This window comes from Pandoraea morbifera (assembly GCF_902459575.1).
GTDB lineage: Bacteria > Pseudomonadota > Gammaproteobacteria > Burkholderiales > Burkholderiaceae > Pandoraea > Pandoraea morbifera.
On record NZ_CABPSD010000003.1, the window covers coordinates 135514 to 149805 of the forward strand.

General features: G+C 66.7%; 15 protein-coding genes. All 15 read right to left on the reverse strand.

Annotated elements, in window-relative coordinates; translation table 11 throughout:
• Positions 1-6: 6 nt before the first annotated feature.
• Positions 7-669: a methionine biosynthesis protein MetW gene (gene metW, locus PMO31116_RS06750; protein ID WP_246185175.1), complete on the reverse strand. Its 663-nt coding sequence runs from the start codon at positions 667-669 to the stop codon at positions 7-9.
• A complete protein-coding gene (gene metX, locus PMO31116_RS06755; protein ID WP_150566052.1) occupies positions 666-1871 on the reverse strand; it encodes a homoserine O-acetyltransferase MetX in 1206 nt (401 codons plus the stop codon). The genes metW and metX overlap by 4 nt, the downstream gene beginning before the upstream one ends.
• 318 nt (positions 1872-2189) lie before the next feature.
• Positions 2190-2846: a nucleoid occlusion factor SlmA gene (gene slmA, locus PMO31116_RS06760; RefSeq protein ID WP_150566053.1), complete on the reverse strand. Its 657-nt coding sequence runs from the start codon at positions 2844-2846 to the stop codon at positions 2190-2192.
• 10 nt (positions 2847-2856) lie between these two features.
• Positions 2857-3648: an HAD-IA family hydrolase gene (locus tag PMO31116_RS06765; RefSeq protein ID WP_246185176.1), complete on the reverse strand. Its 792-nt coding sequence runs from the start codon at positions 3646-3648 to the stop codon at positions 2857-2859.
• 198 nt (positions 3649-3846) lie between these two features.
• Positions 3847-5232, reverse strand: a complete 1386-nt coding sequence (locus PMO31116_RS06770; RefSeq protein WP_150566054.1) for an MFS transporter — start codon at positions 5230-5232, stop codon at positions 3847-3849.
• Between the two features lie 305 nt (positions 5233-5537).
• Entirely contained in the window at positions 5538-6584 is a 1047-nt protein-coding gene (locus PMO31116_RS06775; protein ID WP_174970983.1) for a porin, read from the reverse strand.
• A 266-nt stretch (positions 6585-6850) separates the two neighbouring features.
• On the reverse strand, positions 6851-7342 hold the full coding sequence (locus PMO31116_RS06780; RefSeq protein ID WP_150566056.1) for a nuclear transport factor 2 family protein: 492 nt from the start codon (positions 7340-7342) through the stop codon (positions 6851-6853).
• Complete coding sequence (locus tag PMO31116_RS06785) at positions 7339-8073, reverse strand: alpha/beta fold hydrolase (RefSeq protein ID WP_246185177.1); 735 nt, start codon at positions 8071-8073, stop codon at positions 7339-7341. Before PMO31116_RS06785 ends, PMO31116_RS06780 begins: the two co-directional genes overlap by 4 nt.
• Positions 8070-9188 (reverse strand): 4-oxalomesaconate tautomerase, encoded by a 1119-nt coding sequence (locus tag PMO31116_RS06790; RefSeq protein ID WP_150566057.1) that lies wholly within the window; start codon positions 9186-9188, stop codon positions 8070-8072. Before PMO31116_RS06790 ends, PMO31116_RS06785 begins: the two co-directional genes overlap by 4 nt.
• 19 nt (positions 9189-9207) lie before the next feature.
• Positions 9208-9912 (reverse strand): 4-carboxy-4-hydroxy-2-oxoadipate aldolase/oxaloacetate decarboxylase, encoded by a 705-nt coding sequence (locus PMO31116_RS06795; RefSeq protein ID WP_174970924.1) that lies wholly within the window; start codon positions 9910-9912, stop codon positions 9208-9210.
• Positions 9913-9950: 38 nt separating this feature from the next.
• Positions 9951-10706 carry a PIG-L deacetylase family protein gene (locus tag PMO31116_RS06800; RefSeq protein WP_150566058.1) on the reverse strand — a complete coding sequence of 252 codons (756 nt, stop codon included), beginning with the start codon at positions 10704-10706 and terminating at the stop codon, positions 9951-9953.
• A gap of 117 nt (positions 10707-10823) precedes the next feature.
• Positions 10824-11552, reverse strand: a complete 729-nt coding sequence (locus PMO31116_RS06805; protein ID WP_150566059.1) for an ABC transporter ATP-binding protein — start codon at positions 11550-11552, stop codon at positions 10824-10826.
• Positions 11545-12297 carry an ABC transporter ATP-binding protein gene (locus tag PMO31116_RS06810; protein ID WP_150566060.1) on the reverse strand — a complete coding sequence of 251 codons (753 nt, stop codon included), beginning with the start codon at positions 12295-12297 and terminating at the stop codon, positions 11545-11547. Before PMO31116_RS06810 ends, PMO31116_RS06805 begins: the two co-directional genes overlap by 8 nt.
• Positions 12294-13370 (reverse strand): branched-chain amino acid ABC transporter permease, encoded by a 1077-nt coding sequence (locus PMO31116_RS06815; RefSeq protein ID WP_246185178.1) that lies wholly within the window; start codon positions 13368-13370, stop codon positions 12294-12296. Before PMO31116_RS06815 ends, PMO31116_RS06810 begins: the two co-directional genes overlap by 4 nt.
• A 22-nt stretch (positions 13371-13392) precedes the next feature.
• Positions 13393-14265, reverse strand: a complete 873-nt coding sequence (locus PMO31116_RS06820) for a branched-chain amino acid ABC transporter permease (protein ID WP_150566061.1) — start codon at positions 14263-14265, stop codon at positions 13393-13395.
• Positions 14266-14292 lie beyond the last annotated feature (27 nt).

Sequence of the window (14292 nt, forward strand, 5' to 3'; positions counted from 1 at the left end):
GTCGGTTCAGGAACGCTTGACGCGATAGACCGCAAGACTACCACGCCAGTTGGCGCCCACGGATACGAGCCGGCCGTTGTGCAGCACCGCGCGATCGAGGATTTTCACGCCGACGTCCGGCGCGAGGGCCTCGAAATCCTTGATCGTCAGCACGCGCACGTTCGGCGTGTTGTGCCACTGGAACGGCAGGCTCTTCGACACCGGCATGCGGCCCTGCAGGACGGCCAACCGGTGCGGCCAGTAACCGAAGTTCGGAAACGAGACGATCGCCTCGCGTCCCACGCGCACCGTCTCGCGCAATATGTCCGCCGTGCGATGGATGGTCTGCAGCGTCTGCGACAGGATCACCGTATCGAAGCTCTGATCCTCGAACAGTTTCAGGCCGTCTTCCATGTTCTGCTGGATGACATTGATGCCGCGCTGCGCGGAGGCAAGCACGCCGGCGTCGTCGATCTCCACGCCATAGCCGCTCACGTCGAGCTCGTCCATGAGCAGGCGCAGCAGCGAGCCGTCGCTGCAACCGAGATCGAGCACCTGCGACGACGGCTCGATCCATCGGGCAATGACGCGAAAGTCGGGACGGTCCGACAGCGAGGCCGAAATGCGACCGCGCGATGCGGCCAGTTGCGCCGCCTGTGCGCTGGTGACCGGTGCGGTGGACTGACTCATACCCCAATCTCCCGGGCGATACGTTCGTAGTAGGCGCGCACCAGATTGTGATAGCGCGAGTCGGTGAGCAGGAAGGCGTCGTGCCCATGCGGCGCGTCGATTTCCGCGTAGCTCACCGTGCGGCGCGTGTCGAGCAGCGCCTTGACGATTTCACGCGAGCGCGCGGGTGCGAAACGCCAGTCAGTCGTGAACGACACGATCAGGTACTTGGCGGTAGTGTGCGCCAGCGCCCTGGCCAGATCGCCGCCCACCGTCCTGGCGGGGTCGAAGTAATCGAGCGCGCGCGTGATCAGCAGATAGGTGTTTGCGTCGAAATACTCGGCGAACTTGTCGCCCTGGTACCGAAGGTACGACTCGACCTCGAACTCCACGTCGAAACTGAAGCGGTAACCGTCGTCCTGCACGCCACCGTTTCCGCTTCCGCCGCGTTTGCCGGCCTCCTTCACCCCGTCGACGAGCGCTTCTGCGCGCCGCAGCGCCCGCCCGAACTTCGTCGCCATGTCCTCGTCGGACAGATAGGTGATGTGACCGATCATGCGCGCCACGCGCAGCCCGCGGCGCGGGACCACGCCGTGGGCGTAGTAGTCACCGCCGTGAAAGTCGGGATCGGAGAGGATGGCCGAGCGGGCCACTTCGTTGAATGCAATATTCTGCGCCGAGAGCTTCGGCGTGGACGCAATCACCAGACAATGCCCCACGCGCTCCGGGTACATGATGCTCCAGGCGAGCGCCTGCATGCCGCCCAGGCTGCCGCCCATCACGGCCGCGAACTTGTGAATGCCGAAGACGTCGGCCACGCGCGCCTGAGCGTTGACCCAGTCTTCGACCGTCACGACCGGGAAGCGTGCGCCATAAGGCGTACCCGTGGCCTCGTCGACGCTCATCGGTCCGGTCGAGCCGAAACACGAGCCGAGGTTGTTCACCCCGATGACGAAGAAGCGGTCGGTATCGAGCGGCTTGCCGGGCCCGACCATGTTGTCCCACCAGCCCACGTCCTTCGGATTGTCCGCGGCGATGCCCGCCACGTGATGCGACGCATTGAGCGCGTGGCACACGAGCACGGCGTTGCTGCGATCGGCATTGAGCTCGCCGTAGGTCTCGACCATGAGGTCGTACCCGGCGAGCGAGCTGCCGTTTTGCAGGGCCAGCGGCTCAGCGAAATGCATCCGCTGCGGCGTGACGATTCCGATTGAAGATTCCATAAATCCCTGTCCGAAACATGCCGGCGCCGGCACCCGGATCAACGAGACGACATTGATCGATGGACGGCGTCCTGAAGTGTTCTGTGCGGGAAAAGGGGTCGACGGAAAAACGGCGGCGTGCGCGAACGACCTCTTTAGCCGCATTTTTAGTGAATGTCCCAGCCTCGGGAAACCCTGGCCAGGTCATTCGCGCGCCCGCAAGCGAGTCACCAAATCGGCGCGCCAATCGTCGCGACAGGGCCAGTCGATGATCCGGCAGTCCCGTCGCGGGTAGCAAAAGTATAACGTAATCCGCGCCGCAGGCGCAGACGGGCTGGCTTAGCGCAGCAGCGCCGAGACCTGGGGTTCGGCCCCTTCGGCCGGCGAGCGCTTGAAACCGCTCTTGGCGAAGCGATGCCAGCGGCCGAGCACGTAGGACACGAGCAGGTTGGCGCGCGAGTTGGCGTCGAACGTTTCTGGCAACGTGCCCTGCGCACTTGCCAGGCGCAACACCTGGCGCAGCGACGCCTCGATGCGATCGAGCAGTTGGTTCATGCGCTCCTGCAGACGTTCGTGCTCGCCGACCAGCGCTTCGCCGGTCAGCACGCGGGTCATGCCGGGGTTCTTTTCCGCGAAACCGAGCAGCATCAGCACGATGGCGCGGGCTTGCGTCACGCCGTCCTGGTCCTGCGCGGAGATCTGGTTGATCAGTCCGAAGATGGTTTGCTCGATGAACTCGATGAGGCCTTCGAACATCTGGGCCTTGCTCGCGAAGTGGCGATAGAGCGCCGCTTCCGAGACATCGAGGCGCGCGGCAAGCGCGGCCGTGGTGATCTTCTCGCCCTTGGGGGTCTCGAGCATGGCGGCGAGGGTCTGCAAGACCTGCACACGGCGCTCACCCGGTTTGGGACGGGTTGTCTTCACCGGCGCGGGCGCGGCCTCCAGCGCATCGGCGACGCCATAGCCGGCACCGCTCGAAGAATTTTCCTGCTGCATCGTCTGGTCGTTATCGGTAGGGATTTGATTGTCGGGCGGCATGGGCCATGGCCCCGGTCGCAAGGCGAGCCCGTAACTCGCGCAGAGATTGTACTTTGATATCCACGTAGTGTGGGCGCCCACTGCGCGGCATTGCGTCGCCCACACTGTTTCTGGCAGGCAGATGCCCCGTGATCCATACCGTCCTGATGCCGAAGTGCCGCAAGTGCTTGAGATGCGAGCGCGTGTCTTCGACCAGCCACGTGCGATACGGCGAGAGGCCCTCGCGCGCCAGCAGGCGGCGCAGCATGATGGCGTCTGGCTTGGCACGCCAGGCACGCCGGTCGGCCATATCCTCGATGCTCACGCAGCGCTCGAAATGGCGGCGGATGCCCAGCGCCTCGACGATGGGCAGGGCGTAGTGCGCCGGTGCGTTCGTGAGGAGAATCTTGCGCCCCGGCAGCCCGGCCATCAGGCGGGCGACGCCGCGCTCCGCGCGCAACACCTCGGCCAGCGGCGGCAACGCGTGGACGCGCGCCAGGAACTCGTGCGGATCGATCGCGTGATGCCGGATCAACCCGAGAAGCACGGCGCCGTAGCGCGACGTGTAATCCGTGCGTAACCGGTTGGCCTCGTCGTGCGACAGTCCCAGCTTCTCGACGATGTAGGCGGTCATCGCGCGATTGATCTGCGGGAAGATCGCGTGCGACGCGCGGTGCAGCGTGTTGTCCAGATCGAACAGCCAGACCGGACCCCGCGAGCCATATTCGCTGCGCGCGCGAGGCGCGCGTCGGCGTCGGCTCAGGACATGGGAAGAAGGCACGGAGATAGCGCAATCATGCGAGCAAATGGAGGAAGATGACGACGCCGCACCGGCAGCCTCCCGGTTCCCGGGGAAAGGAAAGGCAACGCGGCGGCGGCAAGGCACGATGCTAGCGCGCGATGCCCGCTTTGACAAATCCCTCCGCGCAACCTGCCAATGCTCCCGTGTCGCGTCGAACCGCCGACCGGCGCGCCACGCTCAAGCCCTGGCAGCCTTCACGCGCGTGCGCACCAGACTCACGACCCCGCCCAATGTCGCGAGTGCGGTGGCGGCGACCATGGCCGCACGCGCGCCGTCGTCACCGTACGTATCGAAGAGCAGCGCCACGACGGCGGCGCCCAGCGTCATGCCGACGGTGCGCGCGATCGTCATCAACCCGCTCGCCGCCCCGCTGCGCTCGCGCGGTGCGCCCATCATGATGATGCGATTGTTGGGCGTCTGAAAGAAGCCGAAGCCCACGCCGCATAGCGCCATGCGCAAGGCGATGTCCCAATCGCCGGCGTGCGGCGGCAGCCACGCGAGCGAGGCCAGCCCCAGGGCGAAGACGCCCAGGCCGAGCGCGCTCAGGCGAGTGCTGTCGAAGCGGTCCGACAGGCGCCCGGCAAGCGGTGCGACGAAAACGATGACCAGCGGCCATGGCGTGATGAGCAGGCCGGTCACCGCCTCGCTGCGCCCGAGCGTGTGCTGCAACAGGAACGGCATGCCGACATACGACAGCGTCTGCGACATGTAGCAGGCCACCGACGTGAGCGACGACAGCGCCAGCACCGGCACGCGCATGAGATCCAGCGGCAGCAACGGCGTTTCGCGCCCGCGTTGATGGCGCACCAGAAGCACGGCCGTGACGATCCCCGCCATGATCTGCAACGTCGCCACACCACGGCGTCCCGCCTCGCCGAGATGTCCCACACCGATGATGACAAGCGCGAGCGCCGCCGCATTGAGCAGGGCGCCGGGCACGTCGATGCGTCGCACGGCGCCCGGCGTGCGCGGCAGGCACCGGAACGACGCCGCGAAAGCCACCGCACCGATCGGCAGATTGATGGCGAACAGCCATCGCCAGTCGCCCAACGAGAGAATCGCTGCCGCGACACTGGGCCCCGCGGCGGTGGACAGCGCGACCGTGAGCGCGAGCAGGGAGATGGCGCGTCCGCCCAGATTCGGCGGGAACACCATGCGCAACAACGCGGGCACGATCGTCGACATGCAGGCCCCGCACAGCCCTTGCGCAACGCGCGCGACGACGAGCCAGGCGAGACTGGGCGCGAGCGCGCAGCCCACCGAGGCCAGCGTGAAGCCCGCCACGCCGAAGAGAAACACTCGCCGGTAGCCGAGCTTCTCGCCGAGCGCGGCCAATGGCAGCACGGCCATCGCGAAGATCAGTTGATAGGCGTTCACGACCCAGACCGTCGAGGCCGGATCGGAGGCCAGGTCGCGCGCGATGGTCGGTAGCGCCACGTTGGCGATCGAGGCGTCGAGATTGCCCAGGAACGTGCCCAGCAGGATGGACGGCACGGCGATGCGCCGCGCGTTCGCGCTCAGTCCTTCGGCGAGCGGTGTGTCAGGGGGCTTGGGTCGGGTCATTCGGAATACGGGGGTGAAACGCACGAGAGAAAAAATGCGGCCCGGGAACCCATCCGACGTTGCCCAGGCCGGGCAGGAAAATCGCACGCAATGGCGCAGCTCGGGGAATGTTCGGCTGCACACGGTCATGCCGCACGACGTCTGCCGGATCACTCTCTCGTTGTGCGCGACACCGCCACCACGTCGCATGCCGCGCAACAGGGAGTGACGCAGCACCGCGTCACGCGCGATTCGCCCCCCCGGACGTGTCGCACGTGCTTGACGCACGCGATGCCGCGTTTTCTGACACTACAAACGGTGCCCGATCAGAACGTGTGCTGAATGCCCAGCATCGTACCGAACTGGTTGCCGCCGGTCACGACCGAGCCGCCGGCCGCGATCGCCACCGCGCCGTTCTGGCTGTTCGCCACCCAGCCGGCCATGCCATACAGCGACGTGCGTTTCGACAGCGAGTACGTGGCGCGGCCGATGAGCATCGTCGCGTTGGCCTTGCTCTTGAGCTGATAGCGAATGGCCTGTGCGTCGAACGTCCAGGTGATCGTCGGCATGTAGGTCACGCCGAGGAAGTAGATGTCCGAGCGCAGCGATGCGGCGTCGGCGCTCACGTTGCGGTGGATCCAGCCGCCGCCCACGCGTCCCGTCGACCACTTGTAGTAGGCGTTGATGACCGAGTGCGAGTCAGTGTAGTTCGAGCTGGTCAGCGGGGCCGCGGCGCCCGTGTTGCCGCGCATCTGGTCGTACGACGCCGAAATGCCGAAGTTCTGGTAGTCGTAGCCCAGCAGGCCGGTGAACTGCTTGCACGCCTGGTAGTTGCCGGCGACGTTACCCGCGCAGTTCGTGGCCGACGGCCCGCCCGCGCTCGACCCGTCGCGCCCGAAGCTGTAGGTCGCACCGACGGTCACACCGTCGAACTTACCCATGTAGCCCACGGCGCTGTCGCTGCGGGCATTGGCGATGTAAGGATCGATACTCGCGAGCGAGAAGATCGACGGCCCGATCACATCGGCATTGCCCGTGACGTAGAACGTCATGTTGTTCTGACGGCCAATGAGGAACGTCCCCCACGAACCCGACAGACCGACGTTGGCCTGGCGACCGAACAGGCGACCGCCGTAGTTCAGGTTGCCGGTACCCGGCTGGAAGCCGTTTTCCAGCGTGAAGACGGCCTTCAGACCGCCGCCCAGATCTTCCACGCCCCTCAGGCCGAAGCGCGACGGCACCTTGCCGGTGAGGGTCGGCTCGCCGATGAAGCTGCCGCCATTGGCGGCGTTGTTGTAATAGGCAACGCCGGTATCGACGATGCCATACAGCGTCACGTTGCTTTGCGCCTGCGCCAGGCCTGCACCCAGCATCAGGCCTGCGGCCAATGCATGTTTCACTTTCACTTCTGTCCCCTTGTTTTTGAAATACACAGCTACGAGGGTCGCCCCTCAACTCCAACCTCCGAACTGGCGCGAAGCCGGTCCAGCCTTTTGTGGAACGGCACTGCGGCCGTCTCGGTTACTGCCCTTCCCAACTGCCTTCCTGCACTGTCGGGCAACTGGCGCCGCCTCCTGGATGCACCATTCGGCACCGGTGCCCGCCGTTTTTCAGCGCGACGTGAGTTGCTGTTTTCTCCTCACGCCTCGCGTACGAAAGTGAAACGTGCTTCGCGCCGGGCGATGCGCCAGCCTTGCGCGGTACGCACGAACGTGTCGTCGAACTCGCCCATCACCTGGCGCCCATGCACCGCACGGCCGAAAGGTCCCGGGGCGTCCTGCGTCGAGGCGCTCCATAGCAGCACCATGCTGCTGCCGATCGCCTGCGTCGGTGACGTGACATCGATCAGGACATTGCCCACGAGATGCCGCGTGATCCGGTCGGCCGGACGCGCCGCATACGCCTGCGCGATCGCCGCGGGGCCCACGAGGGTGTCGCCGCCTGGGCGCACGAGCACCCCATGCTCGGCGAACAGGGCCCCGAGCCCCTTCGGGTCGCGACGGTCATTGCACGCGGCGAAACGCACGACGAGGTCGTGACAGGCCTGCTTTGCAAGGCACAGCTCGAGACCATCGAGACCATCGAGCGCATTGGCCGATTGGGGGCCGAGGTTCGAAACACCTTCGGTCATCGCGCGCGCGCCTCCGCCTGAGAAAGCCATGCGCGCATCGCGCCGGCGACATCCTCCGGCCGCTCCATCGGGCTCATGTGCCCGCTGTCCTCGACCACGCACAACGCCGCGCCCGGAATCGCGCCGGCCATGATTTCGTGACGGGCCAGCGGACTCCACGTGTCCTGGCGCCCGCACAATACGAGCGTGGGACACCGCACGTCGGCAAGCAGCGATGTCGCGTCCGGGCGGCCGAGCAGCGCGTGAATCTGCGCCGCGAACTGATCCGGGTGGCTGCGCTCGATCATGTCGAGAATCGCAACGAACAACGGCGTGCCGATCTGGTCCGGGTGCACCATGCCGGTCGCCCACACCTGCCCCATCGCGCGCATGCCTTGCTCACGCGCGCGCGCGAGCAAGGCGCCGCGTCCGGTACGCTCCTTCTCCGCAGCTTCGCCCTCGGGCAGCGCCTGATAGCCGGTGTCGAGCAACGCGAGATGCGTCACGCGATGTGGGGCGCGGCGCACGACTTCGAGCGCCACGCGTCCCCCCATCGAATGTCCTGCCAGCGCGAAACGCGGCTCGGGCGTGTTAGCCAGCACGTGATCGGCCATCGACCCGATGGAGTCGAGCATGCCCCACGCGGGAACGCGGCAATCGTATTGCGGCAGCAGTGCTGCGGTCGCGGCCCACGCCACCTGGTCGCAGAGCAAGCCGGGAAGCATGAGCAACGGGGGACGTTCGGTGCTCATGGCTTCCCTCCCTGCGCCCAGACATGAAGCGGTATGCACACCTCGCCGTCGAAGAGCCAGCGCGCCGTGCGCAGCAGCCCGGCCCCGGTCACGTCGGGCGCGCCATCGGCGTCGCGGTGCAACGTCAGGCGGACCGTGAACTCGCCAGTCGGATGTTCGATGGCGAGCAGTGGCGCGTCGCCCTCGGGTACCACCGCCATGTCGTGGCAGACGGTGCCCGGCAACGCGGCGGCCGTCGCCACGCTCACGGCGGCCAGCACGCCGATGGACGTGTGGCAGCGATGCGGAATGAAACAGCGTGTCGCGAGCGCGCCACCGGCCTGCGGCGGTGCCACGAGACACATTTTCGGCACCGTGCGCGAGCGTACGTCGCCCAGGTTCATGCGCGGCCCGAGCGCGAGCCGAATGGCCTCGATACGCTCGCGCAGCGCCTGGAAATCGGCCCCCGACTCCAGCGCCTCGCACGACTCGGCGCCGGTCGCGCCCAGATCCGCCGCGCGCATGAGCACCAGCGGCATGCCGTTGTCGATGCACGTCACCGCCACGCCCCCGACCGTGTCCTGACGCGCGCCGGTCGGAAACAGCGCACCGCACGACGCGCCTGCGGTGTCACGGAACATCAGCGGGATTGGCGCGGCCGTGCCCGGCACGCCATCGATGGCCACGTCGCCGTCGTACTTCACGATGCCGTCCGGGGTCTGGACCGTGGCAACCGCCACCTGCCCCGTATTGACCATGTGAATGCCGACCTCCGTCACCTTGCCCGCGACGGCCACGAGTCCGCGCTCGATCGCGAACGGGCCCACGCCGGCGAGGATGTTGCCGCAGTTCTGTCCGTAGTCGACCCGCGCTTCGTCGACCAAGACCTGTGCAAACAGAAAGTCGACGTCGGCCTCGGGCCGCGTCGCACGCGAGACGATGGCGACCTTGCTCGTGAGCGAATGCGCGCCGCCCATGCCGTCGATCTGGCGCGCGTCGGGCGAGCCCATCGCCGCGAGCAGCACAGCGTCGCGCGCGGCGGGATCCGCGGGCAGATCCTCGGCGAGGAAGTACAGCCCCTTCGAGGTGCCGCCGCGCATGACGGCTGCGCGAATGCGCGTCTGGGAATGCTTCATGTCGGCCAAGTCGCGACCCTCACTCGCCTTGCAGCTCGTCGAGCGAGTCGACATAGCGCAGGCCCTTCGCCGCGAGACGCTCACGCATCTTGTAATAGTCGAGTCCGAGCGTGCCGCCGGCGAGCACGCCGCGCTTGTAGGCTTCGTCCGCGCCGCGCGCCTCGGCCGCCCTGGCAACCGTTCGCGCGGTGGCGAACGGCACCACCACCACGCCGTCGTCGTCGGCCACGATCACGTCGCCGGGGTTCACGATCTGGTTCGCGCATACGACCGGCACGTTCACCGAGCCGAGCGTCTCCTTGACCGTACCTTGCGCGGAAACGGCCTTCGACCACACGGGGAACTGCATCTCGGTAAGCGTGCCGATGTCACGACAACCGGCATCGATAATCAGCCCGGCCACGCCGCGCGCCTTCATCGACGTGGCGAGCAGGTCGCCGAAGTAGCCGTCGTCGCAGGGCGACGTCACGCCCACCACCACGATGTCGCCCGGTTGGGCCTGTTCCACCGCGACGTGGAGCATCCAGTTGTCGGACGGCGGCGCCAGCACGGTCACCGCGCTGCCGGCGACCGACGCGCCACGATAAATCGGACGCAGGTAGGTGGCCATGAGGCCAAGACGGCTTTGCGCTTCGTGCACCGTGGCGCTGCCAGCGCTGCGAAGCGTGTCGAGCGTGGCGGCATCGACACGGGGAATCTGACGAACGACGACGCCGCGAATCATGACGGTTGCCCCATGGACGGTGAAAGTGGCTTCATGAATTAGGAGAGTTGCTCGGTCACGACCGGCGTCAGGCGCATGAGCCCTTCGGCATACTTGATGTCTCGCGCGGCCGTAATGCCGATGTTGCGTTTGGCCTGCACGCCGCGCTGCAATGCCACGCGCGTGTAGTAGTCCCACAGATGCTCCTGACCGGCCATGCATTCGATGGCCGCGCGCTTCTTGTCCCACACCGGCGTGATGTCCACGAACGTGTTCGGAATCCACTCGCACTGTTCGGTCTGGTGCGGCTCGAATGCGAGCACGGCCGGCGCACCGATGATCTTCTGTCCCGGGTTGTGCCCTTCGGCCTGCGCGATCACGCGCGCCTCCTGCGTGACGCGCATCGCCAGCGGGTGATCGAAGTTGTACGGGTCCTTCTCGGAGTGACTCAGCACGAACGACGGTTGCAGTTCGCGAAAAATGTCGACGAGCCGGAACAGCGTTTCGTCGGACACGCGCATCGGATAGTCGCCGATATCGAGGAACTCGATCTCCGCGCCGAGAATGTCGGCCGCGCGCTGCGCCTCTTCGCGACGCGCCGCCTTGACCTTCGCTTCGGTCATCCCGGCGCCTTTGCGCCAGAGCTTGGCCGATTCGCCACGCTCGCCAAACGACAGGCAGACGATCTTCATGCGATAGCCCTGCGCAACGTGCGTGGCGATCGTGCCGGCCGCGCGCCAGACGAAGTCCGCCGAGTGGGCGCTGACCACCAGGCCCGCCAACCCCTGGGTTTGGGTGTTCTGTGATGTGCTCATGTGCTTGACGCCTTTGTCCCTTTGCTTACCGCGGCATCGCCATATCACCGCATTGCCACATTGCCGAATATCAGACTTTCCGCAGCGCCGACGCATGCCGCACGGCGCATCGCGCGGTCAGACGCTCTCCAGTCCCACCAGCGCGCCGAGCAATTCCGGCGAGGCGGCGAGCTCGCTGCTGCGCCCGGACCAGACTTCGCGGCCGCGGTCGAGCACCAGCGCCCGATCGGTCAGTTCCAGCCCGAGCTCCGCGTGCTGCTCAACGAGCACCACGCCCATGCCGCCGTCGGCGCGCAGCTTCCAGAACGCGTCGACCAACTGATCGACGATCACCGGCGCGAGGCCTTCGAACGGTTCGTCGAACAGGATCACGCGCGGGTTGCCGATCAACGCTCGGCCGATCGCGAGCATCTGTTGCTCGCCGCCCGAAAGCTGGTTGCCCAGATTGCGGCGACGCTCGTGAAGGCGCGGGAACAGGTCGTACACACGCTCGAGCGACCAGTCGGTCTTCGCGCGCGTGTCGCCGCCCATGGCCGATACCTGCAGGTTCTCCTCGACCGAGAGCGACTTGAAGATTTCGCGCTCCTGGGGCACCAGCGCGAGCCCGGCCCGGGCGCGCTTGTATGCGGGCCACGACGAGATGTCGTCGCCGCGATAGCGCACCACGCCGCCGTGGCGCGTCGTCAGTCCGAGCAGGCTGAGGAGCAGCGTGCTCTTGCCGACCCCGTTGCGCCCGAGAATGGCCACGGCCTCGCCGGCCGCCACGCGCAGGCTCAGGTCTTCGAGCACGATGGTCTCGCCGTAACCGGCGCTCAGCCCGCCGGCTTCGAGCAGCATGTCAGTCATGATGGCGGCGCCCCAGATAGATATCGCGCACGCGCGGATCGCTGCGCACTTCGTCCTTTTCGCCTTCCATCAGTACCGCGCCTTCGACGAGCACCGTGATGCGTCGCGCGAAGCGGAAGACCAGATCCATGTCGTGCTCGATGACCATCACCGCCACATCCGACGGCAGGCGCTCGAGCAGTTCGAACAATTTGCGGCCCTGCCCCGACGGCACGCCGGCCACCGGTTCGTCGAGCAGCAACACCTTCGGATCCAGGGCGAGACCCAGCGCGATCTCGACCTGGCGACGCTGCCCGTAAGCCAGTTCGCTGATGCGCTTGCCGGCCAGATCGAGCATGCCGAGATCGCGCAGGCGCTCGGCCGCTTCCTCGACGACGGCCGCACGGCTGGCGAGCGGCTTGCCGATGCGCCCGTCAAGCCCACGGCGCGAGGAGAGCGCCAGCGCTACGTTCTCGGCCACGGTGAGCGAGTCGAACAGCGTATTGAGCTGGAACGTGCGGGCCAGACCCAGTTTCACGCGCTTGTGCGACGGCATCGACGTGACGTCCGTGCCGCCCACGCGCACCACGCCGGCATTCGGCCTGAGCACCCCGGTGAGCAGGTTCATCAAGGTGCTTTTGCCGGCGCCGTTCGGGCCGATGAGCGCGTGTCGCGCGCCGACCGGGAGCGACAGGTTGACGTTGCGGGTCACGTCCAGCTGACCGAAGCGCTTGGACAGTCCCTGAATTTCGAGTGCGGCGCTCACGGCGTCACCTCCCCTTCCTTCGACGTCGCGGATGCGCCCTGGGTGCCACTTGCGTGAGCGGCGTCGGACGTGACCGTCGTGCGGCGGCGCAAGCGCGCCGTCAGGCGGTCTACCAGACCGATGAGACCGTCGGGGGCAAAGCGCACGACGACGATCAACAGCACGCCGAGCGCGGCCAGCCAGTTCGTGGGATCGATGGCCGCGATGCGGTCGGACAGCACCATGAACACGACCGCGCCGAGCACGGCACCATACAGGCGTCCGGTGCCGCCGAGTGCGAGCATCACGAGCACATTGGCCGAGAGCGTGAACGACAGCGTGTCGAGCGCCACGATGTTGTTGACCTGCGCGGACAGCGCGCCGGCCACGCCCGCCAGCGCGGCGGCCAGCGTGTAGAGCATCAGGCGGCGCAGTCCCACGCGCACGCCGAGCAGCGACATGCGCATGGCGTTCTCGCGAATACCCTGCACCGTCAGACCGAACGGCGAGTTCACCAGGAACTGCGTGAACAGGTAGACCACCAGCAAGACCGCCAGCGCGTACAGATACGCGGTGTGACCGTAGATGTCGAACTCGAAGCGGCCGAGCAAGGGCGCGATGGTGTAACCGGTCAGGCCGTCGTCGCCCATTGTGATCGACTTGGCGACGTTGCCCGCTTCATACAGGAGCGTGGCGCAGGCGAGTGTGAGCATGATCTGCGTGAGGCCGCTCACGCGCAGCACGACCACGCCCGTGACGAGCCCCACCAGCGCGGCGACCGCCGCGCCGGCGACGAGTCCGAGCAACGGGTCGGGCGAGACGTGCAGCGCGAACAGCCCCGCCGCGTAGGCGCCACTGCCGAAGAACGCGGCATGTCCCAGCGTCTCGATGCCGCAGTAGCCCTGCACGAGATCGAGCGAGAGCGCGAAGATGATCATGATCAGCACGCTCGTGGCGAGCGCGAGATACAGATCGGCGAAGAAATAGGTGGCAATCGCGGCGAGCAGCAGGACGGCATCGAGCGCGCCGAGCCGCTTGCGGCGCAACGCGGGCGAGATCTGCGCGGCGCCGGCAGGCATTTGCGAAGGCATCATCCGAGACATCGTTACCCTCCGCTCAGGCGCGGCCGATCAACCCTTGCGGGCGGATCAGCAAGATGGCCAGCACGGCCAGATAGATCATGAAGGCGCCGAGCGCCGGCACGTAGTAGCGGCCGAGCGTGTCGATCAGGCCAAGCAGCAGACCCGCGTAGAGCGAACCGCGCAGGCTGCCCAAGCCACCCGCGGCCACCACGATCAGCACCAGCACCAGGTACTTCAGGCCGTAGTACGGCTCGAGCGGCAGGATCTGGCTGGAGAGGGCACCGCCAAGACCCGACAGGCCGCAACCGATGGCGAACGTGATCGAGAACACGACCGGCACGTCGATGCCGACGCAACGCGCCATGCGCGGATTGTCGACGGCGGCACGCAGCTTCGCGCCGAACGACGTACGCTCGAGCCCCCACCAGATGCCCAGTGCCACCACGGCGCTGCACACCAGCGCGAAGATGCGATACACCGAGACCGAGAACGCACCGAAGTCCCACGTGCCGCGCAGGTCCTGCGGCACCGGAATCGATTGCAACTCGGTGCCGGCGAGGTGTTTCGCGATCGCGCAGATGATGAACGCCAGCCCGATCGTCATGAGCAACTGCCCCAGGCCATTGGCCGTGTAGACCCAGCGATACAGTGTGCGCTCGAGCACCGCGCCGAGCACCATCGTGCCGGCCACGCCCACGAGCAGGGCGGCGAAGAAGTCGAGCCCGGCGCGCTGCATGGCCCACAGGGTGAAATAACCGCCGATCATCGCGAAAGCGGAGTGTGCGAGGTTGACCACGCGCATCACGCCGAGCGTGACCGTGAGGCCCACGGAGATGAGAAACAGCAGCATCCCGTAGGCCACACCGTCGATCGACAACGACAGGAAAGTGGCAAGCGATTGCGTCATGAGGAATTACCGGAACCGAACGAACTG